This window comes from Roseococcus microcysteis (genome assembly GCF_014764365.1).
GTDB lineage: Bacteria > Pseudomonadota > Alphaproteobacteria > Acetobacterales > Acetobacteraceae > Roseococcus > Roseococcus microcysteis.
The window spans coordinates 1,067,410-1,090,281 of the sequence record NZ_CP061718.1 but is presented as its reverse complement, the minus strand read 5'-3'; the positions used below and the strand labels follow the sequence as shown (position 1 = coordinate 1,090,281).

Sequence of the window (22,872 nt, the reverse complement as noted above, 5' to 3'; positions counted from 1 at the left end):
CGTCACTCCGCGGGGGCGATGGTGGGTCGCATCGGGTCGCGCGGCCCGAGTTCCTCGGGCTCCGGCGCGGTGGGGCGGCGGGCCAGGTGCATCAGCGTGCCGATATAGGCGGCCAGCAGCGCCACATAGATCAGCAGGTACATGAGCAGCGAGCCCATGATGGTGGTGGCCGCGACCGGCCCCGCCGCCTCGCCCGTGCGCAGGATGCCGGTGACGAGCCAGGGCTGGCGGCCGATTTCGGTCACATACCAGCCGGCCGGCGTCGCCACCCAGCCGGAGAAGGTCATGCCCACCAGGGCACGCGCCAGCCAGGGGGTGATGCCGCGGCGCCAGAGCGTGTAGGCGCCCCACCAGGACACCACCAGCATCAGCATGCCGATGCCCACCATCACGCGGAAGGCGTAGAAGACCGGCGCCACGGGCGGGTGCTCGCCCATGAATTCGTTGAGGCCGCGCACCTCGCCCTGCCAGTCATGGGTCAGGATGAAGGACGCCACGCCCGGGATCGCGATCTCCATGCGGTTGCTGCGGGTGGTCTCGTCCGGGATGGCGAAGAGGCGCAGCGCGGCCCCCTGCTCGGTCTCCCAGATGCCCTCCATGGCGGCGACCTTGGCGGGCTGGTGCTGCAGGGTGTTCAGCCCATGCAGGTCGCCCGCCAGGATCTGCGCGGGGATCAGCACCGCGCCCATCACCACGCCCGTCCGCAGCGCCTTGAGCACGCCCGGCGCGCGGTCGCCACGCAGCCAGCGCCAGGCGGAGAGGCCCGCCACCAGGAAGGCCACGGTCAGCCCCGAGGCCAGCAGCATATGCGCCAGGCGATAGGGCATGGAGGGGTTGAAGACGATGGCCCACCAATCCACCGCATGCACGATGCCGTCGCGGATCTCATGCCCCGCCGGCGTGTGCATCCAGGAATTCAGCACCAGGATCCAGAAGGCGGAGAGGGTGGTGCCGCCCGCCACCAGCACGGTCGCCAGCGTGTGGATGCGGTTGGACACGCGTCCATAGCCGAAGAGCATGATCGCGAGGAAGGAGGCCTCCAGGAAGAAGGCTGTGATGACCTCATAGGCCAGGAGCGGGCCGGCCACATTGCCCACGCGCTCCATGAAGCCCGGCCAGTTGGTGCCGAACTGGAAGGACATGACGACGCCCGAGACGACGCCGAGCGCGAAGCTCAGCGCGAAGACCTTCACCCAGAATTTGTAGGCGTCCATCCAGGCCGCATCGCCCGTCGCGTTGAAGCGCAGCTTGAAGAACAGCAGCACCCAGCCCAGCGCGATGGTGATGGTGGGGAACAGGATGTGGAAGGAGATGTTCGCCGCGAACTGGATGCGGGCGAGGAGGATCGGGTCCATGTCCATGGCGGCTCAGCCTTCCTGTGCCTTGCGGCGGGGCTTGCGGGTGACGATCTCGTGGAAGCGGTCCGTGGCCTCCAGCACGCGGGCCACGCGCCCGCCGAGCTTGAGCAGCGCCACCAGCCGTTCGTCGGGCAGCTTCTGCACGTCATCCATCCAGCCGGTGAGCAGCGAGATGACCTCGTGCAGGCTCTCCATGCGCTTGTGGGCGTGGCGCTCGGCGTCGCTGCGGGGCGTCTGCATCAGCGTGTCGCGCAGCAGGGTCAGGGTGGGGTCCACCTCGCGCTTGCGCCGCTCCTCGGCCAGCGTGCGGACGATGGCCCAGACGTCATCGGGCGTCGTGAAATGCTCGCGCCGGTCGCCGGGGAGGTGCTGGAGCTTGATGAGGCGCCAGTTCTCCAGCTCCTTCAGCCCCATGGAGACGTTGGAGCGGGAGAAGCCCAGCGACTGCGCGATCTCGTCCGCCGGCAGGGGGCGGTCGGAGAGGAAGAGCAGGGCATAGATCTGCCCCACCGTGCGGTTGATGCCCCATCGCGAGCCCATCTCGCCGAAATGGAGGACGAAGGCGGTGGTGGAGGGGGGCAGGTCCATGGAGGACGATATGTTCAGGAATTTCTGAAATGACAAGCGTGTTAGGCGGGGATTTTTGCCGGCGCCTTGCGCGCCGCGCTATAGCCGGCGCTTCATGGCCCTCCCGCCCTCCTTCCTGGACGAGCTCCGCGCCCGCACCCCCATGCCCTCGCTGGTGGGGCGGCGGGTGCGGCTGGCCAAATCCGGGCGGAACTGGAAGGGGCTGTGCCCGTTCCACAACGAGAAATCCCCGTCCTTCTATGTGTATGAGGACAGCTTCCACTGCTTCGGCTGCGGCGCGCATGGCGATGCCTTCGCCTTCGTCATGCGGGCCGAAGGCCTGGGCTTCATGGAGGCGGTGGAGCGCCTCTCGGGCGAGGCCGGGCTCGATGTCCCGAAGGCCACCCCCGAGGCCGCGGCGCGCGAGGCCCGGGCGCGCGACCTCTACGGCGTGCTGGAAGCGGCCGAGGCCGCCTATCGCCGCCGCCTGCACAGCGCCGAGGGCGCGGAGGGCCTCGCCTATCTGCGCAAGCGCGGCCTGACCGACGACACCATCGCGCGCTTCGGCCTGGGCTGGTCCGGCGGCGGGCGCGGGGCGCTGGCGGCGGAATTGCGGGAGCTGGGCATCACGCCCGCGCAACTCATCGAGGCCGGGCTGATGCAGCCGCGCGATGAGGGCGGCGCCTCCGACCTCTTCTTCAACCGCGTCATGTTCCCCATCCGCGACCGGCGCGGCCGCACCATCAGCTTCGGCGGCCGCATGCTGGGGGATGGCCAGCCCAAATATGTGAACGGGCCGGAGACGGCGCTGTTTTCCAAGCGCCGCAACCTCTATGGCCTCGACCTGGCGCGGGAGGGGGTGTTCCGCGGCGCCACCCTCATCGTGGCCGAGGGCTACATGGACGTGATCGCCCTGCACCAGGCGGGCTTCACGGGGGCCGTGGCCCCCCTCGGCACCGCGCTGACGGCCGAGCAGCTGGAAGCCCTGTGGCGCGTCAGTCCCGAACCCGTGCTCTGCTTCGACGGGGATGCCGCCGGCAGCCGCGCCGCCGGTCGCGCGGCCGAGGTGGCCCTGCCTTTGCTGACGCCCGAACGCACGCTGCGCTTCGCCACCCTGCCGCCGGGCGATGACCCGGACACGCTGATCCGCAAATCCGGCCCGGGCGGGATGCAGGCGCGGCTGGACGACGCGCAACCCCTGGCCGACGCCCTGTTCGGCCTGATCGCGGGGGCGAAGCTGCCCACGGGGCCGGAGGCGCGCGCCGCCATCCGCAACCGCCTGGCCGCCGCCGCCGCGGCCATTCCGGACAAGGCCTTGGCCGCCGAATTCCGCGGCGCGCTGTTCAACCGCTTCTTCTCGCAATCCCGCCGCCCCGATGCCCGCGCGGCCCCCCGCCACCCGCGCCCCGTGCCGGATGCGGCTGCCATCCAGGCGCAGCGGGCGCGGCTGCTGCTGGCGATATGCCTCCACCATCCGGACCTGCTACGCGAGGTTGAGGAGCCCTTGGCGCTGCTCGAATTGCCCGAGGGGCCGGCGAAGCAGGTCAGGGATGCCCTCCTGGCCTGGATTCCGCGGGCCGAACGCCTTGACTCCGTGGAGTTGATCGCCCACCTCGCACAGAGTCCCGTCTCGGCCGCCAGCGCCTGGGTGCTCCGCCCTGCGGGGCTGCCCATGGAAGCCCGTTCCGGGGCCCAACCGAAGGAGGCGCTGGACGCCTTCTGGCAGATTTTCGGCTTTCTCCGCGGCGAGGCGGAGCTGGCGGAGGATGCGCGGGCGGCGGAGGCCGCCTTCGCGGGGTCGAACGACCCGGCCGCCCAGGCGCGGCTGATCCGCCTCCGCGCCGCGCTGGATGCGCTGCGCCGGGGTGAGGTCGAGGATGAATTCTCCCCCGCCTGAGGGCGGTGGCATAGGGTAGGGGGGTTTTTCTCCCCGCAAGCATGGAGTGAGGCATGGCGAGCAAAACGGCAGCGGCGGGCGAGACGGCCGAGGCGCGCGAGGAAGCGGTGGAGGGCGCGTTGCTCGACATCACCTCGGCGGCCGTGAAGAAGCTCATCGCCCGCGGCAAGGAGCGTGGCTACGTCACCTTCGACGAGGTGAACTCCGCCATGCCCGAGGGCCAGGTCTCGCCCGAATTCATGGAGGACACCCTATCCTCCCTCTCCGAGGCCGGCATCAACGTGGTCGAGGCCGAGGAGACCGAGGAGGACGGCACGCCCAAGCCCGCCAAGGCCGAGGGCGAGGAGGATGAGGAGGAGAGCGGCGGCAATGTGGACGAGGAAAGCCTCGGCCGCACCGACGACCCCGTCCGCATGTATCTGCGCGAGATGGGCAGCGTGGAGCTGCTCTCGCGCGAGGGCGAGATCGCCATCGCCAAGCGGATCGAGGCCGGCCGCGACATGATGATCGGCGGGCTGTGCGAAAGCCCGCTGACCTTCAAGGCCATCGTCGCCTGGCATGACGCGGTGCGCGAAGGCCGCATGCTGCTGCGCGACGTGATTGACCTCGAGGCCACCAACAACGCCGACAACCCCGACGGCGCGCCCGCCGAGCCCGAGGAATTCGAGGAGGGCGAGGAAGGCGAGGGTGCGGGCCTGTCGCTCTCGGCCCTTGAGGAGAAGCTGAAGCCCGAGGTGCTGGCCAATTTCGAGGCCATCGAGAGCATCTATTCCAAGCTGAACAAGATTTCGTCCAAGCGTATGGACGCCTATACCTCCGGCGGCGACTTCGCGGGCCGCAGCGAGAAGAACTATGAGAAGCAGCGCCAGGAGCTGGTGGCGCTGGTGGAGAAGGTGCACCTCCACAACAACCGCATCGAGGAGCTGGTGGACCAGCTCAAGCAGCTGAACCGCAAGCTGAACGCGCTGGACGGGCAGGTGCTGCGCCTCGCGGAAAGCCACAAGGTGCGGCGCGAGGACTTCCTGCCGCTGTGGAAGGGGTCGGAGCTGGACCAGGCCTTCATGGACCGCGCGGCCCAGATGAAGGGCAAGGCGTGGCAGAACTTCTCGTCCAAGTCGCGTGACGACCTGGAGCGCATCCGCGTCGAGATTTCCGCTGTCGCCGGCGCCACGGGCCTGCCGGTGAGCGAGTTCCGCCGCGTTTACGCCACGGTCAGCCGCGGCGAGCGCGACATGAACCAGGCGAAGAAGGAGATGATCGAGGCCAATTTGCGCCTCGTGATTTCCATCGCCAAGAAATACACCAACCGCGGGCTGCAGTTCCTGGATTTGATCCAGGAGGGCAACATCGGCCTGATGAAGGCGGTGGACAAGTTCGAGTATCGCCGCGGCTACAAGTTCAGCACCTACGCGACCTGGTGGATCCGCCAGGCCATCACGCGCAGCATCGCGGACCAGGCGCGGACCATCCGCATCCCGGTCCATATGATCGAGACGATCAACAAGCTGGTGCGCACCTCGCGCCAGATGCTGCACGAGATCGGCCGCGAGCCGCAGCCGGAGGAGCTGGCCGAGAAGCTCGGCATGCCGCTCGAGAAGGTGCGGAAGGTGCTGAAGATCGCGAAGGAGCCGATCAGCCTCGAAACGCCCATCGGCGACGAGGAGGACAGCCACCTCGGCGACTTCATCGAGGACAAGAACGCCATCATCCCGCTGGACGCCGCCATCCAGTCCAATTTGCGCGAGGCCACGACGCGGGTGCTGGGTTCGCTGACCCCGCGCGAGGAACGCGTGCTGCGGATGCGCTTCGGCATCGGCATGAACACCGACCACACGCTGGAAGAGGTCGGCCAGCAGTTCAACGTGACGCGCGAGCGCATCCGGCAGATCGAGGCCAAGGCGCTGCGCAAGCTCAAGCACCCCAGCCGTTCGCGCAAGCTGCGCAGCTTCCTCGAAACCTGACGGCCGGCGATGTGGACCAAGGAGCCATCCACCCAGGTCACGGTGGATGTCACCTTCCTGCGGATGGATCGGGCCCCCGTGGAGCCCGGCCCCGCCTTGCCGGCCCCGCTGGCCGTCGAGTGGCTGCGGCCGCGCTGCGAGGTGGCGCAATATCGCCGCCTCTATGACGGCGTGGGCCATGACTATCTGTGGTGGCTGCGCCGCACCCTCTCCGATGCCGAGTTGGACGCGGTGCTGGCCGACCGCGCCATCAGCATCCACCTGCTGCATGACCGAGGCGAGGAGTTGGGCTTCTACGAGCTGGACCGGCGCAACTGGCCGCACATCAACCTGGCCTATTTCGGGCTGATGCCGGCGGCGATCGGGCGCGGGGTGGGCATCGCCTTCCTGCACCATGCCATCCGCACCGCCTGGGCCGAGGGGTGCAGCGCGCTCACGGTCAACACCTGCACGGCGGACCATCCGCGCGCCCTGCCCAACTATGTGAAGGCGGGATTCCGGGTGCTGCGGACGCTGCGCGAGGAATGGCCCATCCCCGACCGCTTGGGCCTGCCCATTCCGGAGCGAGTGCGGGGCTGATCAGGTCCGGTTCAGGAAGGGCCGGGCCGCGTTCAGCGCCGGGCCGCAGCCTGGCGCCGCATCACGCAGGGTGGATTCGGCCGGCAGGCGGCCGATCCAGATGCCGATGCCGGTGCTGATGGCCCACCAGGGGTCCTGCGTGGCGCGTGCCAGCAGGGCAGGTGTGGCCTGTGTGACGCAGGCCGTGACGTCGGTCACCACCTGGCGCGGCGCGTTTTCGAGGCGCGCGGCGAGTTCCGATTGCAGCGGCGCGATGAGGAAGGTGCTGAGCAGGAAGGCCAGGATGTCGTTCAGCACGGCGCGGCCTCGCGCCGGCGCGGGGTGGTGATGTGCGATGCCATGGCGGTTCCCTCATTCCGTGACGGAGGGTTCGACATCGCGCCGGCCCCCACACAGGAGACATCGGCGCCAGAGGGGCCCGAACCACGACAGCAGGAATGGCCCCGCCGCGCCCGGGCTTCAAGGGGGCGCTACAGCGCGGCGTCGAGCGCGCGCAGCATCATCCCCTCGGTGAGGATCTGCGGCAGCACCACCGGCGCGCCGCCGCCCGGCGGGTAGAGCAGATAGAGCGGCACGCCATCCCGCCCATGCTCCCGCAGCAGGGCGGTGATGGCGGCGTCGCCGCGCGTCCAGTCGCCCGTCAATTGCGCGACGTCGCCCGCGCGCATGCGGGCCTGGGTGGCGTCGGTGTGGAGCGCAATGCGCTCATTCACCTTGCAGGAGATGCACCAGGCGGCGGTGAGGTTCACGAAGACCGGGCGGCCCTCGGCGCGCAGTTCCGCGAGGCGGGCGGCGGACCAGGGCTCGGCCGCGCCGGTCGTGGCGGGGGCGGGGGTGGAGGCGGTGGCATTGCCCAGCAAGGGCAGCAGGGCGAGGGCCGCCACCAGGGCCAGCGCGGCGGTGGCCTGCCCCACGCGGCGCGGCGCCCGGCCGGCCTGCTGCGCCAGCCCGAAGGCCCAGGCGGCCAGCGCCACCAGCACGCCGCCGGCCAGCACCATCAGCACGCCATCGGGCCCCGCCTGCTGGGCCAGCACCCAAACCAGCCAGGCGGCCGCGCCATACATGGGGAAGGCCAGGAATTGCCGCAACCGCTCCATCCAGGCGCCCGGGCGTGGCAGGGCGCGGGCCAGGGCGGGGAAGACGCCCAGCAGCGCATAGGGCAGGGCAAGGCCCAGGCCCAGCGCCGCGAAGACGCCCAGCGTCGCGGCCGGGGGCAATGTGAGCGAGGCGCCGATGGCCGTCGCCATGAAGGGCGCCGTGCAGGGGGTGGCCACCAGCACGGCCAGCACGCCCGTGCCGAAGCTGCCGCCCGCATGGCCCGACAGCACCGGCCCCCGCACCGCGAAGACGCCCGAGAGGTTCAGCCCCACCGCCAGCATCAGCCAGGCCATGCCGGCCACGAAGGGCGCCCAGGTGAATTGGAACCCCCAGCCGGCGGCGAGCCCCGCCGCGCGCAGCCCCAGCATCAGCCCGCCGATGGCGAGGAAGGTCACCAGCACGCCGGCGGTGTAGCCCGCGGCCTCGGCCCGCACGGCGGAGCGGGCGGCACCACCCAGCTTCGCCAGCGCCATGGCCTTCATGGCCAGCACGGGGAAGACGCAGGGCATCAGGTTCAGGATCAGCCCGCCCAGCAAAGCGAGGCCCAGCACCTGCCAGAGCGGCAGGCCGGTGGCGGGGAGGGTGCCGCCCGGTTCGGCCGAGATGAGGTAGGCGCCGCGGACGCCGGCCGCGTCGGTGAGCGTCAGCACGCCCTCGACGCGCGTGGGCCAGGGGGCTTCGGCGGGGGGCAGCGCCAGGGTCAGCGCGCCCTCGCGCACCGTCAGTGGCTGGGCGGGGGCGTTCTCGATCAGGTTCTGGGCGAAGGGGAAGAAGGCGGCCTCGCGCAGGCTGGCGGGGTTCAGGCCTTCGCCCTCCACCGTCAGGGCGGCGCGGGCGCCCTCGCGGGCGAAGCGGGCGGTGAAGGGGGCGGGGCGGGGCAGGGCGGCCTCGGCCGCGAGGAAGAGGGGCAGGTTGGCCGGGCGGGGGCTCGCTTCCACGGGCAGGGTGAGGCGGAAGGCGCCTTCCTCCGGGATGCAGATGTCGGCGCAGGCCAGCCAGGTCCCGGTGGCGTCCAGGGTGACGGTCTCGCCTGGGCGCAGCGTAGTGGGTGCGGTGAGGGTGAAGGGGAAGGCGGCCTCGTTCAGATAGCCGAAATTCATCAGCGGGCCGAAGGGGATGCGGCTGGGGGCGGGGAATTGCAGCGGCGTGGATTGCCAGCCCTCGGGCAGCGCCAGGTCGAGTTCGGGCGGCGCGCCGGCATCGCCCGCATTGGACCAATAGGTGTGCCAGCCGGGGGCGAGGCGGATGCGAAGCAGGGCGCGGAACTCCTCGCCCGGGGCGATGGCCGCGCGGTCGGCGTGGAGGGTGACGGTGGCGCGCGGCGACACCACGGGCGCGGAATCGGCGGCCCGCGCCGGCAGGGCGAAAAACGTCAGCAGCAGAACGAAAAGCAGGCGGGCCATGCGGGGATAAAAGGCCCCAAACCCCAGCCGGCACAAGGGCAAACCACGCATGGAAGGGTGGCCCCCTGGAGCCCTCCCGTGGCTTCGCCACGGGAGGCGGTGCCCAACGCGCAGGATGGGCACCCAACCGGGGCCCCCAAGAAATCGCACTTCGCGATTTCTTGGGGAGGCGGCTACGCCGCCAAAATCGCCAGCAGCAGCAGCGCCACGATGTTGGTGATCTTGATCATCGGGTTCACGGCCGGCCCGGAGGTGTCCTTGTAGGGGTCGCCCACCGTGTCGCCCGTCACGGCGGCCTTGTGGGCATCGCTGCCCTTGCCGCCGTAATGGCCCTCCTCGATGTACTTCTTGGCATTGTCCCAGGCGCCGCCGCCCGTCGTCATCGAGATGGCGACGAAGAGGCCCGTCACGATGACGCCCAGCAGCATCGCCCCCAGCGCCGAGAAGGCCGCGGCCTTCCCCGCGATCATCAGCACCACGAAGTAACACACCACGGGGCTGAGCACCGGCAGCAGCGAGGGCAGGATCATTTCCCGGATGGCGGATTTGGTCAGCATGTCCACCGCCCGGCCGTAATCGGGCTTCTCGGTGCCGGCCATGATGCCGGGCTTCTCGCGGAACTGGCGGCGGACTTCCTCGACCACGGATTGCGCCGCGCGGCCCACCGCCGTCATGGACATGCCGCCGAAGAGGTAGGGCAGCAGGCCGCCGAACAGCAGGCCCACCACGACATAGGGGTTGGCCAGGCTGAAATCGATCGCCCCCAGGCCCGCGAAGTACGGGTAGGCCTCGGGCCGGGCGATGAAGTAGTTCAGGTCCTGCGTGTAGGCCGCGAACAGCACCAGGGCACCGAGGCCCGCCGAGCCGATGGCATAGCCCTTCGTCACGGCCTTGGTGGTGTTGCCGACCGCGTCCAGCGCGTCGGTGGTGACGCGCGTCTCGGCCGGCAGGCCCGCCATTTCCGCGATGCCGCCGGCATTGTCGGTGACGGGGCCGAAGGCATCGAGCGCCACGATCATGCCGGCCAGCGCCAGCATGGTGGTGGTGGCGATGGCAATCCCATAGAGGCCCGCCAGCGCGTGGGTGGAAATGACGCCCGCGATGATGATGAGCGCGGGCAGCGCCGTGCTCTCCATGGAGACCGCGAGGCCCCGGATCACGTTGGTGCCATGGCCGGTCTGCGAGGCCTCGGCGATGGAGCGCACCGGGCGGAAGCCCGTGCCCGTGTAGTATTCCGTCACCCAGACGATGGCGGCGGTGACCGCCAGCCCCACGGCCGCGCAGAGCCAAAGCCCGAAGGCGCCGACGGTGCGGCCCCCGGCCTCCACCCCCGAGAAGCCGAAGAAGATGAAGGCGAGCGGCAGGATCGCGACCAGCGACAGCGCCCCCGTCACCATCAGGCCGCGATACATGGCCCCCATGATGGAGTTGTTGGCCGGCAGCTTCACATAATAGGTGCCGACGATGGAGGTGATGACGCAGACCGCGCCGATGGCCAGCGGGAACAGCATGCCCGAGGCGCGGCCCGCATCGGTGAAGCTGATGGCGGCCAGCACCATGGTGGCGACGGCGGTCACGGCATAGGTCTCGAAGAGGTCGGCGGCCATGCCCGCGCAGTCGCCCACATTGTCACCGACGTTGTCGGCGATGGTGGCGGGGTTGCGGGGGTCGTCCTCGGGGATGCCGGCCTCGACCTTGCCCACCATGTCGCCGCCCACATCGGCGCCCTTGGTGAAGATGCCGCCGCCCAGCCGCGCGAAGATGGAGATGAGGCTGGCGCCGAAGCCCAGCGCCACCAGGCTGTCGATCACGAGGCGGGAATTGATGGCGTGCCCGCCGATGACGACCAGGATGAAGAAATAGCCCGCGACCCCCATCAGGGCGAGGCCCGCCACCAGCATGCCGGTGATGGCGCCCGACTTGAAGGCGAGGTCGAGCCCCGCCGCCAGGCCCAGCCGGCTCGCTTCCGCCGTGCGGACATTGGCGCGCACCGAGACGTTCATCCCGATGAAGCCCGCGGCCCCCGACAGCAGCGCGCCGATCAGGAAGCCGATGGCCACCGGCCCGCCCAGCAGCACCCACACCAGGGCCATGAGCACCACGCCCACGCCCCCGATGGTGATGTATTGCCGGCGAAGATAGGCGGAGGCGCCTTCCTGGATGGCGCGGGCGATTTCCTGCATGCGGGCATCGCCCGCCGGTTTCGCCATGATTTCCTTGGTCGTGATCCAGCCATAGGCGATGGAAGTTGCGCCCAGCAGGAGGACCAGCAGCAACGTCGCTGTGATCACTTTGCTCTCCCATGTTTATTGTTGCGTCGCGGTAATCGGCGATCGTTTTGAAAGCCTAGAACTATCGCACGGCCAGCGTCCACGGCCCTGCAAGCCCTCCCGGGCGGGTTTTGCGGTATTTTCCCGGGGGATGGCGGCAGGCCTCGCGCATCCCCCCTCGCGCCGGCACGGATTTTGTGGTGGAAAGCCGGGCCTTCCCAAACCGGAGCCCAGAGTCCATGCGTATTGACGCCATCCCCATCGGCAAGAACCCGCCCGAGGACCTGAACGTCATCATCGAGGTGGGCGTGGGCGGGGAGCCGGTGAAGTACGAGCTGGACAAGGATGCCGGCACGCTCTTCGTGGACCGCTTCCTCTACACCCCCATGCGCTACCCCGGGAATTACGGCTTCGTGCCCCACACCCTGTGCGGCGATGGCGACCCGCTGGACGTGCTGGTGGCCAATACCCGCCCCATCGCGCCCGGCGCCGTCATCAATGTGCGCCCGGTGGGCGTGCTGAAGATGGAGGATGACGGCGGCATGGACGAGAAGATCATCGCCGTGCCCTCGCCCAAGCTGACCAAGCGCTACGAGAACGTGTTCAACTACACGGACCTGCCCAAGATCACGATCGAGCAGATCCGGCACTTCTTCGAGCACTACAAGGATCTGGAGCCCGGCAAGTGGGTGAAGATCACGGGCTGGGGCGATGCCGAGGAGGCCAAGCGCTACATCCTCGAATCCATCGAGCGCGGCAAGGAAGCCTCCTGGCCCATGCACGAGCGGCGCAAGCCCACGCCCTGAGGCGCCACTGGACGGGGCGCGCGGCTCTCTGCATCTTCGCGCCCCCATGCGCCCGTAGCTCAATTGGTTAGAGCGGGCCGCTCATAACGGCTTGGTTGCGGGTTCAAGTCCTGCCGGGCGCAAGTCATTTCTCTTCTATGGCGGTGCGACATGCGGCAGGCCACGCGCCGCCGCCGCCACCCGCCCGCGCAGCCAGCGATGGGCGGGGGCACCGCCCAGCACCTCGGGCCAGAGCGCGGTCGTGGTGAAGCCGGGCAGGGGCAGCGGCGCCTCGCGCAGCTCCAGCCCCAGCGCCGGCCCGTGTTCCAGGGCCAGGCTGCGCGGCAGGGTCACCGCCATCGCCGTCTGCGCCACCATCCGCAGCGCCGCGTGGAAATGCGGCAGCCAGAGCGCCACCCGCCGCCGCCGGCCCAGCGCGGCCAGCGCGTCATCCACCGCCCCCGTCCCGCGCCCGGTGATGGAGACGAGGATGTGGTCCAGCGCGCAAAACCCCTCCAGCGACCACTCGTCCAGGGCGGGGTGGCCCGCGCGCAGCACCGTCACCAGCCGGTCCTGGTAGAGGGGCAATTGCCGCAGGCTGGCCGGCAGCGGCGCCCCCATCACCGAAAAGGCCAGGTCGAGCCGCCCCGCCGCCAATTCCTCCACCGTGCTGCCCGTGATGGGCAGCACGCGCAGCGCGAGGCCCGGCGCCTCGGCGGCCAGAAGCGGCACCAGGCGGGGCAGCAGCATCAGCGTGTCATGGTCGGTGGCGGCGATGCGCATCACGGTCTGCAGGCGCGCGGGGTCGAAGCCCTCGCGCGAGACCAGCTCCGCCGTCTCGGCCAGCAGGGCGGCGAGGCGGGGTGCCAGCGCCTGGGCGCGCGGGGTGGGGATGAGGGCGCCTGATGGGCCACGCACCAGCAGCGCATCGCCCAGCAGGCCGCGCAGCCGGCCCAGCGCGCGTGAGACGGCGGGCTGGCTCATGCCCAGTTCCTCCGCCGCGCGGGTGACGGAGGCGTGGCGCAGCAGGGCGCCCAGCACCGTCAGCAGGTTGAGGTCCACGCCGCGCAGTTTCACTTCGTGCATGTTCAGATTAACGAACATGCATTGGGAACATGTCCAGCCTTCCGGCATTCCTGTCACCAGCACAGGAGAACCCAAGCCATGTTCCTCATCGCCGGACTCACCGGAAACACGGGCGCCGCCGCCGCCCGGACGCTGCTCGACGCGGGCCACCAGGTGCGCGGCCTGGTCCGCGACCCCTCCCGCGCGGCGGGCTGGGCCGCGCGCGGCGTCGAACTCGCCACGGCCGATCTGCGCGACACCGCGGCGCTGACCGAGGCCATGCGCGGCGTGGCGGGGGCCTATCTGCTGATCGCCGCCCCCATCCAGGCGGAGGATGTGATCGGCGACTACATCACGATCGCCACCAGCATCCGCGCGGCGGCGCGGGCGGCGGGGCTGCGGCGCCTTGTCTTCCTCTCCTCGGAGGGCGCGCACCTGGCCTCGGGCACCGGCGCCGTGCGGGCGCTGCATGTGGCCGAGGCGCTGCTGGCCGATGCGGCGCCCAGCGTCACCTTCCTGCGGCCTTCCTATTTCCAGGAAAATTGGCGCGGCGTCTTCGACGCGGCGCGGCATGAGGGGGTGCTGCCCTCCTTCCACCCGGCGGAGGCGCCGCCGCGCGGCATGGTGGCCACGCGCGACATCGGCGCCGAGGCCGCGCGGCTGCTGACCGAAGCCACGACGCCCCCCGTGGTGGAGTTCACCAGCGCCATCCAGGCCACCGACGCCGATGCCGCCGCCGCCGCGGCCCAGGTTCTGGGCCGCCCGGTCCAGGTGGTGCGCCCGCCGCGCGAGGCCTGGGAGGGCATCCTGCGTGGCGCCGGGCTGGGCGCCGACTACACGAGGCTGCTGATCGGCCTCTATGACGGCATCAATTCCGGGCATCTGGGCTTCAGCGGTGCCGCGCCGCTGCGCACCGGCCCCACCACCCTCTCCCAGACCATGCGCGACTGGGTGTAGCGGGGCGCCGCGCCGGCATGGCAGCCTGATGGCCATGCCGGACCCCGACCACATCGCCCATCTCCGCCACGCCTTCACCGTCGCCCGCCGCGCGCGGGCGAACGGCAAGCACCCCTTTGGCGCCACCCTGGTGGACGAACAGGGCCGCGTGCTGATGGAGCAGGAAAACGCCTTCGACACGGAAGGCCGCACGGGCCATGCCGAGACGGTGCTGAGCCGCCGCGCCTGCGCCGCCTACAGCGCCGAGGAGTTGGCGCGAACCACCATGTATGTGAGCGCCGAGCCCTGCGCCATGTGCGCGGGTTCCCTCTACTGGGCCGGCATCGGCCGCCTCGTCTATGCGATGAGCGAGGAGAAGCTGAAGCGCATCATCGGCCCGCACCCCGACAATCTGACGCTCGATTTGCCCTGCCGCGTGGTGCTGGCAAGCGGCCAGCGGCCCGTGGAGGTGATCGGCCCCCTGCTGGAAGATGACCCCGAGGCGGCCGCCCTGCATGACGGCGTCTGGGACCGGCCCCCGGCTGCCATTGAAGCCCCACCCCCCGGGCTGTAGAACGGCGCCAACCCCCCTTCGCGCCGACAGGAATTGCCATGCCCGCCTACCAGTATGTCTATGTGATGAAGGACCTCACCAAGAGCTATCCCGGTGGGCGCGAGGTGTTCAAAGGCATCACCCTCTCCTTCCTCCCCGACGCCAAGATCGGCGTGCTCGGCCCGAACGGGGCCGGCAAGTCCACGCTCATGCGCATCATGGCCGGGCAGGACACGGATTACGGCGGCGAGGCCTGGGCGGCCGAGGGCGCGCGCGTGGGCTACCTCAGCCAGGAGCCGCAGCTCGACCCCGACAAGACGGTGGGCGAGAACGTCCGCGCCGCCTTCACCGAGCTTGAAGCCCAGCTCAAGCGCTTCAACGAGATTTCGGAAAAATTCGCCGAGCCGATGGAGGAGGACGAGATGAACGACCTCCTCGCCGAGCAGGGCCGCCTGCAGGAGGCGATCGACGCCGCCGATGGCTGGGACATCGATCGCCGCGTGGACATCGCGCTGGACGCGCTGCGCTGCCCGCCGGCGGACAGCGCCGTGACCAACCTCTCGGGCGGCGAGCGCCGGCGCGTGGCGCTGTGCCGGCTGCTGCTGGAAAAGCCCGACCTGCTGCTGCTGGACGAGCCCACCAACCACCTGGACGCCGAAAGCGTGTCCTGGCTGGAGACCACGCTGCGGGAATATCCGGGCGCGGTGCTGGTGGTTACCCACGACCGCTACTTCCTGGACAATGTGACCAACTGGATCCTGGAAGTGGATCGCGGCCGCGGCTTCCCCTACCAGGGCAACTACTCGGCCTATCTCGACCAGAAGCGCAAGCGGCTGGAGCAGGAGAACCGCGAGGACCAGGCCCGCATCCGGGCGCTCGCGCAGGAGCAGGAGTGGATCGGGCGCAGCCCCTCCGCCCGCCAGGCCAAGAGCAAGGCGCGCATCCAGCGCTACGAGGAACTGCTGGAAAAGAGCCAGGAGCGTGGCCCCGGGGAGCTCGAAATCCTCATCTCGCCGCCGCCGCGCCTGGGCAACACCGTCATCGAGGCCGAGGGGCTGCGGAAGGCCTATGGCAACCGCCTGCTGATTGACGACCTCTCCTTCAAGCTGCCGCCCGGTGGCATCGTGGGCGTCATCGGGCCGAACGGCGCGGGCAAGACCACGCTCTTCCGCATGATCACGGGCAATGAGGAGCCCGATGCCGGGTCCTTGCGCATCGGCGAGACGGTGCAGCTCGGCTATGTGGACCAGTCGCGCGACAGCCTGGATGACAAGAAGTCGGTCTGGCAGGAAATCTCGGGCGGCGATGATGTGATCAACATCGGCAAGCGCTCCATCCCGTCGCGCGCCTACACCGCCGCCTTCAACTTCAAGGGCGCGGACCAGCAGAAGCGCGTGGGGGTGCTCTCGGGCGGTGAGCGCAACCGGGTGCACCTGGCCAAGATGCTGCGCACGCCGCACAACGTGCTGCTGCTCGACGAGCCGACCAACGACCTCGACGTGGACACGCTGCGCGCCTTGGAAGAGGCGCTGATGGAGTTCGCCGGCTGCGTGGTCGTCATCAGCCACGACCGCTGGTTCCTCGATCGTCTCGCCACGCATATCCTGGCCTTCGAGGGCGACAGCCATGTCGAATGGTTCGAGGGCAACTTCCAGGCCTATGAGGCGGACAAGAAGCGGCGCCTGGGCAAGGATGCGGACCAGCCGCACCGGATCAAGTATCGTCCTCTGGAGCGCTAGGCGTTCTCCCCACAAAGTCGCCTTCGGCGCCTTTGCGGGGGCCCCGGTCTTGGCGCCTTTCCTGCGCAGGCGCACCAGTTGGCGCGGCAAAGCCGCGCCGCCTTGGCACGCGGGCGCGTGGGTGGGGCGCGCCTGTTCTTTTCTGTTCCTCTGGGGACGTCATGACGCACCAGCTTTTCCGTGCGCCGCGCACGGTCACGACGCCGCGCCTGTCCCTGCTGCCGCCGGGGCCGGAGCATTTGCCGGACCTCATTCGCCTCAAGGGGGATGAGGCCGTGTTCGGCTACATGCTGCACGGCACCCGCTCGCCCGAGCGCACGCGCGAGGAACTCGAGGACGACATGGATTTCTGGCAGGTGCGCGGCTACGGCACCTGGTCGGTCTTCGAGCGCGGCACGGGCGAATTCCTGGGCATCACGGGGTTGATGGAACGGCCGGACGGGCGCGGCGTGGCCGTGCGCTTCGCCCTCTGGCCGCATTGCCGCGGCAAGGGCTATGCGCGCGAAGCGGCCCGCGCGGCGCTGGATTTCGGGCATGCGGCGGGCCTGCCCCGCATCATCGGCGTGGCGCGGGAGACCAACCTCGCCTCGCGCGCGGTGCTCACCGATTGCGGGATGACGCTCTGCGCCGAATTCCCGCATCGCGGCCACAACATGCTGGTCTACGAGAGCCTGGCCTGACCCTTCGGGGCTGGCCGAAACCGATGCGCGGGGCGCATCCTATCCTCCGCACATGTCCAGCCTCGCCGCCATCGCCGCCCTGATCGGCGACCCCTCCCGCGCCGCCATGCTCCAGGCCCTGCTCCCGGGCGAGGCGCTGACGGCCGGCGAACTCGCCCGCGTGGCCGGCATCGGCGCGCCGGCGGCCTCCTCGCACCTCAAGGCGCTGGTCGAGGCGGGGCTGCTGCGCGTCCATGCCCAGGGCCGCCACCGCTATTTCGCGCTGGGTGGGGAAGAGGTGGCGGCGGCGCTGGAAACCCTGCTCTGCCTCGCGCGCCCCGCCGTTTCGGTGCGGCCCCCCTGGCCGCATGGCGAGGCCTTCCGCACGGGGCGCCTGTGCTGGCACCACCTGGCGGGGCGGCTTGGCGTGGCCCTCTACGCCCGCCTGACGGAAGATGGCTGGCTGGAACCCGCCCCCGGCGGCTGGGCCACCACGGCGCGGGGCGAGGCGCGCTTCACGGAACTCGGCGTGGACCTCGCCGCCGCCCGCGCCGCCCCCCGCTTCGCCTGTGACTGCATGGACTGGTCCGAACGCCGGCCACACCTCTCGGGCGGGCTGGGGCGCGAGGTCACCTCCCTGCTGCTGCGCCGCCGCTGGCTGAACCGCATCGAGCCCCGCGCCGACGAGGCCCTGCGCCGCCGCCGCCTGGAATGCACGCCCGAGGGGCGGCGGGCGCTCGCCGCCGAGTTCGGGCTGGCGGCGTGAGTCCTTCGGCGCGGCTGGGCGTGGCGCTCGCGGGCATGACGGTGGTGTCCCAGTTCCATCGCGCGGCGGTGGGGGTGGTGGCGCCGGAGCTGGCGGCCGATCTCGGCATGGGGCCCGGTGCGCTGGGGGCCGCCAACACCGCCTTCTTCGGGGCGCTGCTGCTGGCGCAGATTCCGGTGGGCGTGGCGCTCGACCGGATGGGGCCGCGGCGCCTCGTGCTGGCGCTCACCGCCCTGGCCGTGCCGGCCGCGCTGTTGCAGGCGCTGGCGCAGGATGGCGGGCAATTCCTCGCCGCGCGCTTCCTGCTGGGGCTGGGCTGCGCGGCCAGCTTCATGTCGGTGGTGGTGCTGGCCGGGCGCTGGCACCGGGGGCCGGCCATGACGGGGGCGGTGGCGCGCATCTTCGCCTGGAGCCAGTTGGGCATCCTGGCCGCAGGGGCGCCGCTGGCGGTGGTCTCGGGTGTGATCGGCTGGCGCGGGGCCTATGGGGCGTCGGCGGGGCTGACCCTGATGCTGGGCCTGCTGTGGTGGCGCTTCGCGGCCGATGACCCGCCCGGTACGGCCCCCCGCCTGGCCCCGCGCGAGACGCTGGCCGAAGTGCTGGCCGGGCAGTTCCAGGTCTGGGCCACGCCTGGCCTGCCGCGCATCCTGGCGCTGCACATGGTGGGCTATGGCGTGATGGCGACGCTGCTGGCCCTCTGGGCCGGGCCCTATCTGAACGATGTGCATGGCCTCGACCCCGCCGCGCGCGGGGCGGTGCTGCTGGCCATGGGGCTGGCCGTGCCGGCCGGGCAATTGGCCCTGCCCCTGATCGAGCGCCGGCTGGGGCGGGAGCGCACGGTGCTCGCCATGGCGGGGGTCGCGCTGGTGGCGCTGCTGGCCTTGGCCTGGCCCGGCCTGGCGCTCTGGCCGGCGGCGGGGTTGCTGGTGGGGGTGTGCTTCTTCTCGGCCTATCCCATCCTGCTGGTGACGCAGGGCAGGGGGCTGTTTCCGGAGCATCGGGTGGGGCGGGGCGTCACCACGGTCAACCTGGCGCAGGTGCTGGGCTCGGCGCTGCTGCCGGTGCTGGTGGGGGTGGCGCTGGACGGGTTCGGCCTGACGCCGGCCGGCTATCGGGCGGGTTTTTTGCTTTTGGGGGCGGCGCTGGCGGCGGGCATGGCGGGGTATCGCTTCCTGCCGCGGGGATAGCTCAATACATGGTGGCCTTGATCCGCTCCGGATAGCTGGCGTCCACCTCATCCGCCGCCACGCGGCCGGCCATCTGGCTGGCGAGCAACTGCCCCATGGTCGGCACGCCCTCCGGCCGCTTGCGCCCATCCCACAGCTTCGAGCGCATCAGCGCCTTGGCGCATTGCATGAAGAGGTCCTGCACCGCGATCACCAGCAGCGTTGCCGGCTCCTTCCCCTGGGCCATATGGGCGGCGCGCAGCGCGGGGTCGGTGGTGATGTGGGCGGTGCCATGGACGCGCAGCGTCTCCGCCACCCCGGGCACGAGGAAGAGCAGGGAGACGCGGTTGTCCTCCATCAGGTCGCGCAGGGCATCAATGCGGTTGTTGCCGCGCCGGTCGGGCAGGATGAGGGTGTGCGGGTCCGCCACCGTCACGAAGCCGGGCGCGTCGCCGCGGGGCGTGATGTGCAGGCCGCGCGCCCCGTTGGTGCCCAGCAGCACGAAGGGGCTGGCGGCGATGAAGGCGGCGGTCTTGGCGTCCACCCGGTCCGTCACCTTGTTCTGCGCGATCTCGGAAACGGGGCCGTAGAGCGCCTCCAGCTCGGCCAGGGTGGAGATGCGGTGCGGGTCGGGGATGTGGGCGTCCATGGGCGCATGGTGGCGCAATGGGGCGCGGGCCGCTATATCAATCTCTTCCACCAATATCTGAAGTTTGCCATGGCCGGCCATTCGCAATTCAAGAACATCATGCACCGCAAGGGGGCGCAGGACGCGAAGCGCGCCCGCATCTTCTCCAAGCTGGGGCGCGAGATCACGGTCGCGGCCCGGATGGGCCAGCCCGACCCCGCCTTCAACCCGCGCCTGCGCGCCGCCCTCATCGCCGCCCGCCAGGCGAACATGACCAAGGATGCGGTGGAGCGGGCCATCAAGAAGGCCAGCGGCGCGGGCCAGGGCGAGGACTACACCGAGGTCCGCTACGAGGGCCGCGGCCCGGCCGGCGTGGCGCTGATCGTCGAGGGCCTGACCGACAACCGCAACCGCACGGCGAGCGACGTGCGCTCCATGTTCAGCAAGCATGGCGGCGCGCTGGGCGAGACGGTGGCCTTCCAGTTCGACCGGCTGGGGGTGGTGCGCTACCCGGCCTCCGTGGCCGATGCCGACACGGTGCTGGAGGCTGCCATCGAAGCCGGCGCGCAGGATGTGATCAGCGGAGAGGAGGCGCATGAAATCCTTTCCGCCCCCGAAGACCTCAACACGGTGCGCGACGCGCTGGAGGCCCGCTTCGGCGAGGCGCAATCCGCCCGGCTCGACTGGCGCCCCAACCTGACCGTCCCGCTGGACGAAGAAGGGGCCGCCGCCGTCTTCAAGCTGATCGAGGCGCTGGACGACCATGACGACGTGCAGAACGTCTATGCCAATTTCGAGGTGAGCGACGCCGTGATGGCCAAGCTCTCCGAAGGCTGACCGCTGGCGGGGGTTCGCATCCTGGGGCTCGACCCTGGCCTCACCCATACGGGCTGGGGCGTGGTGGAGAGTGCCGGTTCGCATCTGCGCTTCATCGCGGCCGGCGCCATCAGCACCAGCGCCGGGGAGGAACTCTCCGCGCGGCTGGTGGTGTTGCACCGGGCGCTGGCGGCGCTGATTGGCGAATGGACGCCGGATGAGGCCGCGGTGGAACACACCTATGTGAACAAGAACCCCGCCGCGGCGCTGAAGCTCGGCCAGGCGCGGGGCGTGGTGTTGCTGGCGCCCGCGCTGGCCGGCCTGCCGGTGGCCGAATACCAGGCCATGGAGGTGAAGCGTGCGGTCGTCGGCACCGGCCATGCCGACAAGATCCAGGTGCAGGACATGGTGAAGCGCCTGCTGCCGGGGGCGGTGCTGAAGCGTGCGGATGCGGCCGATGCGCTGGCCATCGCCATCTGCCACGCGCATCACCGCGGCACGCGGGCCGCGATGGCCCGGCTGGCGGCCCTGCCATGATCGCCTCGCTGACCGGGAGCGTGCAGTCGGCGGGGGAGGGGCATTGCGTGCTGGACGTGCAGGGCGTGGGCTACCTCGTCGCCTGTTCGCGCAAGACGCTGGATAGGCTGACGGCGCGCGAGGGCACGCAGCGCCTGCTGGTGGAGGCGCGCTTCGCCGCCGAGACGGGCCTCACCCTCTACGGCTTCCTGGACGCGGCCGAGCGCGAGGCCTTCCGCGCGCTGAACGAGGTGAAGAACGTGGCCGCCAAGACGGCGCTGGCGGTGCTGTCCACCCTTTCGCCCGAGCAATTGGCGCGGGTGATCGCGGCCAAGGACCGCAAGGCGCTCTCGGCCGCCAAGGGGGTTGGGCCGACCACCGCCAACCGCATCATTGACGAGCCCGCCATGCAGAAATGGGCGGTGGGCCGCGCGACGCCGGAGGAAGGGGGCGAGGCCGCGCTGGCCGCGCCCCTGCCGGCGCAGGGCGTGGAGGCCGATGCGGTCAGCGCGCTGTCCAACCTCGGCCTCAAGCGGCCGGAGGCGGAGCGGGCCGTGGCGCGAGCCAAGGCGCTGCTGGGGGAGGGGGTTGAGCTGAACGCGCTGATCACACTGGCGCTCAGGGAGAGCGCGCGATGAGTGAGCGCCTCACCTCCGGCACCCGCCAGGACGAGGATGCGGGCGAGGCCTCGCTGCGCCCGCAGCGCCTCTCCGAATTCACCGGCCAGCAGCGGCTGCGCGAGAACCTCTCGGTCTATATCCAGGCTGCCTCGGCGCGGGGTGAGGCGCTGGACCATGTGCTGCTGCACGGCCCGCCCGGCCTGGGCAAGACCACGCTGGCGCAGATCGTGGCGCGGGAGATGGGGGTGGGGTTCCGCGCCACCTCCGGCCCCGTGCTGCAGCGCGCGGGCGATCTCGCCGCCATCCTGACCAATCTTCAGCCGCGCGACGTGCTCTTCGTGGACGAGATCCATCGGCTGCAGCCCGTGATCGAGGAAACCCTCTACCCGGCCATGGAGGATTTCCAGCTCGACCTCATCATCGGCGAGGGGCCGGCCGCGCGCACCGTGCGCATTGATCTGCCGCCCTTCACCCTGGTGGGGGCCACCACGCGCTCGGGCCTGCTCTCCACCCCGCTGCGCGACCGGTTTGGCATTCCGCTGCGGCTGAACCTCTACGCGCCGGAGGAACTCTTCGGCATCCTGCAACGCGGCGCCGTGAAGCTGGGCTTCGCGCTCAGCGAGGAGGGCGCGCGCGAAATCTCGACCCGCTCCCGCGGCACCCCGCGCATCGCGGGAAGGCTGCTGCGGCGCGTGCGGGACTTCGCGGCGGTGGGCGGCCGCGTGGCCGACCGCGCGCTGGTGGACATGGCGCTCGATCGGCTGGAGGTGGACGCCAAGGGCCTCGACGCCATGGACCGCCGCTACCTCCGCCGCATCGCGGAGCACCACAATGGCGGCCCCGTGGGCGTCGAGACCCTGGCCGCCGCGCTGTCCGAAAGCCGCGACACGCTGGAGGATGTCATCGAACCCTTCCTGATCCAGGAAGGGTTCGTCCTGCGCACCCCTCGCGGCCGCATGCTGGGCGAGCCTGGCTGGCGGCATCTGGGCCTGACGCCGCCCGCCGGCACCACCATCCAGCCGGACCTGCTCGATGAGTGACTTCGCCCATCGCCACCCGCTCCGCGTCTATTACGAGGACACGGATGCGGGCGGCATCGTCTATCACGCCGCCTACCTCCGGTTCGCCGAACGGGCGCGGACCGAGGCCCTGCGTGACATGGGCCTGCCGCATTCGCGGATGCAGGAAGAACATGGCTGCTTCCTGGTGGTGAAACGGGCCGCGCTGGAGTATGAGCGGCCCGCGCGGCTCGACGATTCGCTGGTGATCATCACCCGGATCCGCCGCGCGGCCGCCTCGCTCCTGCTCGACCAGCAGGCCTGGCGGGGGGAGGAGAGGCTGGTGCGCATCGAGGTGAAGCTGGCCTGCGTGGACCAGGCCACCTTGTCCGCGCGCCGGTTGCCCGAACCCTGGCTGGGCGCGCTCCGCGCCCGCATATCCGACTGTCCCGCCGAAGGAGGCCTCGCGCCGTGAACAACGTGACCACCGCA

The 22,872-nt window shown here is 70.6% G+C and carries 22 protein-coding genes and 1 tRNA gene; 16 read left to right on the top strand and 7 right to left on the bottom strand.

Going from position 1 to position 22,872, the window contains the following annotated elements; genetic code table 11:
* Positions 1-2 precede the first annotated feature (2 nt).
* Positions 3-1,361, bottom strand: a complete 1,359-nt coding sequence (locus tag ICW72_RS05145) for a cytochrome ubiquinol oxidase subunit I (RefSeq protein WP_223880838.1) — start codon at positions 1,359-1,361, stop codon at positions 3-5.
* 6 nt (positions 1,362-1,367) lie between these two features.
* Positions 1,368-1,946 carry a GbsR/MarR family transcriptional regulator gene (locus tag ICW72_RS05140; protein WP_191085238.1) on the bottom strand — a complete coding sequence of 193 codons (579 nt, stop codon included), beginning with the start codon at positions 1,944-1,946 and terminating at the stop codon, positions 1,368-1,370.
* Positions 1,947-2,040: 94 nt separating this feature from the next.
* On the opposite strand from ICW72_RS05140, the gene dnaG reads away from it, so the two are divergent.
* From dnaG to ICW72_RS05125, 3 genes are read left to right on the top strand one after another with little or no spacing between them, the layout of a single operon-like run.
* Complete coding sequence (dnaG, locus tag ICW72_RS05135; protein ID WP_191085237.1) at positions 2,041-3,822, top strand: DNA primase; 1,782 nt, start codon at positions 2,041-2,043, stop codon at positions 3,820-3,822.
* Positions 3,823-3,875: 53 nt separating this feature from the next.
* The gene (rpoD, locus tag ICW72_RS05130) at positions 3,876-5,783 is read left to right on the top strand and encodes an RNA polymerase sigma factor RpoD (RefSeq protein ID WP_191085236.1); all 1,908 of its coding nucleotides are present in this window, start codon (positions 3,876-3,878) and stop codon (positions 5,781-5,783) included.
* Positions 5,784-5,792: 9 nt separating this feature from the next.
* Positions 5,793-6,362 carry a GNAT family N-acetyltransferase gene (locus ICW72_RS05125; RefSeq protein ID WP_191085235.1) on the top strand — a complete coding sequence of 190 codons (570 nt, stop codon included), beginning with the start codon at positions 5,793-5,795 and terminating at the stop codon, positions 6,360-6,362.
* On the opposite strand, the gene ICW72_RS05120 is transcribed toward ICW72_RS05125, so the two are convergent.
* The 3 genes from ICW72_RS05120 to ICW72_RS05110 all read right to left on the bottom strand — a co-directional run bounded on the left by ICW72_RS05120 (position 6,363) and on the right by ICW72_RS05110 (position 11,154).
* Positions 6,363-6,659, bottom strand: a complete 297-nt coding sequence (locus ICW72_RS05120; protein ID WP_191085234.1) for a hypothetical protein — start codon at positions 6,657-6,659, stop codon at positions 6,363-6,365.
* Between the two features lie 173 nt (positions 6,660-6,832).
* Positions 6,833-8,863 carry a protein-disulfide reductase DsbD family protein gene (locus ICW72_RS05115; protein WP_223880837.1) on the bottom strand — a complete coding sequence of 677 codons (2,031 nt, stop codon included), beginning with the start codon at positions 8,861-8,863 and terminating at the stop codon, positions 6,833-6,835.
* 173 nt (positions 8,864-9,036) lie between these two features.
* On the bottom strand, positions 9,037-11,154 hold the full coding sequence (locus ICW72_RS05110; RefSeq protein ID WP_191085232.1) for a sodium-translocating pyrophosphatase: 2,118 nt from the start codon (positions 11,152-11,154) through the stop codon (positions 9,037-9,039).
* Positions 11,155-11,372: 218 nt separating this feature from the next.
* Here ICW72_RS05110 and ppa point away from each other — a divergent pair, with 218 nt between their 5' ends.
* Entirely contained in the window at positions 11,373-11,939 is a 567-nt protein-coding gene (gene ppa / locus ICW72_RS05105) for an inorganic diphosphatase (RefSeq protein ID WP_191085231.1), read from the top strand.
* Between the two features lie 48 nt (positions 11,940-11,987).
* Positions 11,988-12,061, top strand: a tRNA-Ile gene (locus ICW72_RS05100).
* A 13-nt stretch (positions 12,062-12,074) separates the two neighbouring features.
* Here ICW72_RS05100 and ICW72_RS05095 read toward each other — a convergent pair.
* The gene (locus ICW72_RS05095) at positions 12,075-13,004 is read right to left on the bottom strand and encodes a LysR family transcriptional regulator (protein WP_191085230.1); all 930 of its coding nucleotides are present in this window, start codon (positions 13,002-13,004) and stop codon (positions 12,075-12,077) included.
* Between the two features lie 78 nt (positions 13,005-13,082).
* Here ICW72_RS05095 and ICW72_RS05090 point away from each other — a divergent pair, with 78 nt between their 5' ends.
* The 6 genes from ICW72_RS05090 (at position 13,083) to ICW72_RS05065 (ending at position 18,823) form a co-directional block, all read left to right on the top strand.
* Positions 13,083-13,940, top strand: a complete 858-nt coding sequence (locus ICW72_RS05090; protein ID WP_191085229.1) for an NmrA family NAD(P)-binding protein — start codon at positions 13,083-13,085, stop codon at positions 13,938-13,940.
* A 28-nt stretch (positions 13,941-13,968) separates the two neighbouring features.
* Complete coding sequence (locus ICW72_RS05085) at positions 13,969-14,493, top strand: nucleoside deaminase (protein ID WP_223880836.1); 525 nt, start codon at positions 13,969-13,971, stop codon at positions 14,491-14,493.
* Positions 14,494-14,531: 38 nt separating this feature from the next.
* Positions 14,532-16,211 (top strand): energy-dependent translational throttle protein EttA, encoded by a 1,680-nt coding sequence (ettA, locus tag ICW72_RS05080; protein ID WP_191085227.1) that lies wholly within the window; start codon positions 14,532-14,534, stop codon positions 16,209-16,211.
* Between the two features lie 161 nt (positions 16,212-16,372).
* Positions 16,373-16,891 carry a GNAT family N-acetyltransferase gene (locus ICW72_RS05075; RefSeq protein ID WP_191085226.1) on the top strand — a complete coding sequence of 173 codons (519 nt, stop codon included), beginning with the start codon at positions 16,373-16,375 and terminating at the stop codon, positions 16,889-16,891.
* Between the two features lie 52 nt (positions 16,892-16,943).
* Positions 16,944-17,636 (top strand): ArsR/SmtB family transcription factor, encoded by a 693-nt coding sequence (locus tag ICW72_RS05070; RefSeq protein WP_191085225.1) that lies wholly within the window; start codon positions 16,944-16,946, stop codon positions 17,634-17,636.
* Positions 17,633-18,823, top strand: coding sequence for an MFS transporter (locus ICW72_RS05065; RefSeq protein ID WP_191085224.1), 1,191 nt, complete (start codon positions 17,633-17,635; stop codon positions 18,821-18,823). Before ICW72_RS05070 ends, ICW72_RS05065 begins: the two co-directional genes overlap by 4 nt.
* A gap of 1 nt (position 18,824) precedes the next feature.
* Here ICW72_RS05065 and ICW72_RS05060 read toward each other — a convergent pair whose 3' ends face one another.
* Complete coding sequence (locus tag ICW72_RS05060) at positions 18,825-19,451, bottom strand: MSMEG_1061 family FMN-dependent PPOX-type flavoprotein (RefSeq protein ID WP_191085223.1); 627 nt, start codon at positions 19,449-19,451, stop codon at positions 18,825-18,827.
* A 69-nt stretch (positions 19,452-19,520) separates the two neighbouring features.
* Between ICW72_RS05060 and ICW72_RS05055 the strand changes: the two genes are divergently transcribed.
* From ICW72_RS05055 to ybgC, 5 genes are read left to right on the top strand one after another with little or no spacing between them, the layout of a single operon-like run.
* Positions 19,521-20,267 (top strand): YebC/PmpR family DNA-binding transcriptional regulator, encoded by a 747-nt coding sequence (locus tag ICW72_RS05055; RefSeq protein ID WP_191086130.1) that lies wholly within the window; start codon positions 19,521-19,523, stop codon positions 20,265-20,267.
* 3 nt (positions 20,268-20,270) lie between these two features.
* The gene (gene ruvC / locus ICW72_RS05050) at positions 20,271-20,783 is read left to right on the top strand and encodes a crossover junction endodeoxyribonuclease RuvC (protein ID WP_191086129.1); all 513 of its coding nucleotides are present in this window, start codon (positions 20,271-20,273) and stop codon (positions 20,781-20,783) included.
* The gene (gene ruvA, locus ICW72_RS05045; protein ID WP_191085222.1) at positions 20,780-21,400 is read left to right on the top strand and encodes a Holliday junction branch migration protein RuvA; all 621 of its coding nucleotides are present in this window, start codon (positions 20,780-20,782) and stop codon (positions 21,398-21,400) included. The genes ruvC and ruvA overlap by 4 nt, the downstream gene beginning before the upstream one ends.
* Positions 21,397-22,422 carry a Holliday junction branch migration DNA helicase RuvB gene (gene ruvB, locus ICW72_RS05040; protein WP_191085221.1) on the top strand — a complete coding sequence of 342 codons (1,026 nt, stop codon included), beginning with the start codon at positions 21,397-21,399 and terminating at the stop codon, positions 22,420-22,422. The genes ruvA and ruvB overlap by 4 nt, the downstream gene beginning before the upstream one ends.
* Complete coding sequence (ybgC, locus tag ICW72_RS05035; protein ID WP_191085220.1) at positions 22,415-22,855, top strand: tol-pal system-associated acyl-CoA thioesterase; 441 nt, start codon at positions 22,415-22,417, stop codon at positions 22,853-22,855. The genes ruvB and ybgC overlap by 8 nt, the downstream gene beginning before the upstream one ends.
* Positions 22,856-22,872: the final 17 nt, after the last annotated feature.

Bases quoted from the DNA above. Each gene is read 5' to 3' on its own strand.
- ICW72_RS05145 (WP_223880838.1), bottom strand. From the start codon at position 1,361: ATGGACATGGACCCGATCCTCCTCGCCCGCATCCAGTTCGCGGCGAAC.
- ICW72_RS05125 (WP_191085235.1), top strand. From the start codon at position 5,793: ATGTGGACCAAGGAGCCATCCACCCAGGTCACGGTGGATGTCACCTTC.
- ICW72_RS05070 (WP_191085225.1), top strand. From the start codon at position 16,944: ATGTCCAGCCTCGCCGCCATCGCCGCCCTGATCGGCGACCCCTCCCGC.
- ICW72_RS05090 (WP_191085229.1), top strand. From the start codon at position 13,083: ATGTTCCTCATCGCCGGACTCACCGGAAACACGGGCGCCGCCGCCGCC.
- dnaG (WP_191085237.1), top strand. From the start codon at position 2,041: ATGGCCCTCCCGCCCTCCTTCCTGGACGAGCTCCGCGCCCGCACCCCC.
- ICW72_RS05095 (WP_191085230.1), bottom strand. From the start codon at position 13,004: ATGCACGAAGTGAAACTGCGCGGCGTGGACCTCAACCTGCTGACGGTG.
- ICW72_RS05055 (WP_191086130.1), top strand. From the start codon at position 19,521: ATGGCCGGCCATTCGCAATTCAAGAACATCATGCACCGCAAGGGGGCG.
- ICW72_RS05085 (WP_223880836.1), top strand. From the start codon at position 13,969: ATGGCCATGCCGGACCCCGACCACATCGCCCATCTCCGCCACGCCTTC.
- ICW72_RS05060 (WP_191085223.1), bottom strand. From the start codon at position 19,451: ATGGACGCCCACATCCCCGACCCGCACCGCATCTCCACCCTGGCCGAG.
- rpoD (WP_191085236.1), top strand. From the start codon at position 3,876: ATGGCGAGCAAAACGGCAGCGGCGGGCGAGACGGCCGAGGCGCGCGAG.
- ICW72_RS05140 (WP_191085238.1), bottom strand. From the start codon at position 1,946: ATGGACCTGCCCCCCTCCACCACCGCCTTCGTCCTCCATTTCGGCGAG.
- ruvA (WP_191085222.1), top strand. From the start codon at position 20,780: ATGATCGCCTCGCTGACCGGGAGCGTGCAGTCGGCGGGGGAGGGGCAT.
- ettA (WP_191085227.1), top strand. From the start codon at position 14,532: ATGCCCGCCTACCAGTATGTCTATGTGATGAAGGACCTCACCAAGAGC.
- ICW72_RS05075 (WP_191085226.1), top strand. From the start codon at position 16,373: ATGACGCACCAGCTTTTCCGTGCGCCGCGCACGGTCACGACGCCGCGC.
- ICW72_RS05115 (WP_223880837.1), bottom strand. From the start codon at position 8,863: ATGGCCCGCCTGCTTTTCGTTCTGCTGCTGACGTTTTTCGCCCTGCCG.
- ppa (WP_191085231.1), top strand. From the start codon at position 11,373: ATGCGTATTGACGCCATCCCCATCGGCAAGAACCCGCCCGAGGACCTG.
- ybgC (WP_191085220.1), top strand. From the start codon at position 22,415: ATGAGTGACTTCGCCCATCGCCACCCGCTCCGCGTCTATTACGAGGAC.
- ruvB (WP_191085221.1), top strand. From the start codon at position 21,397: ATGAGTGAGCGCCTCACCTCCGGCACCCGCCAGGACGAGGATGCGGGC.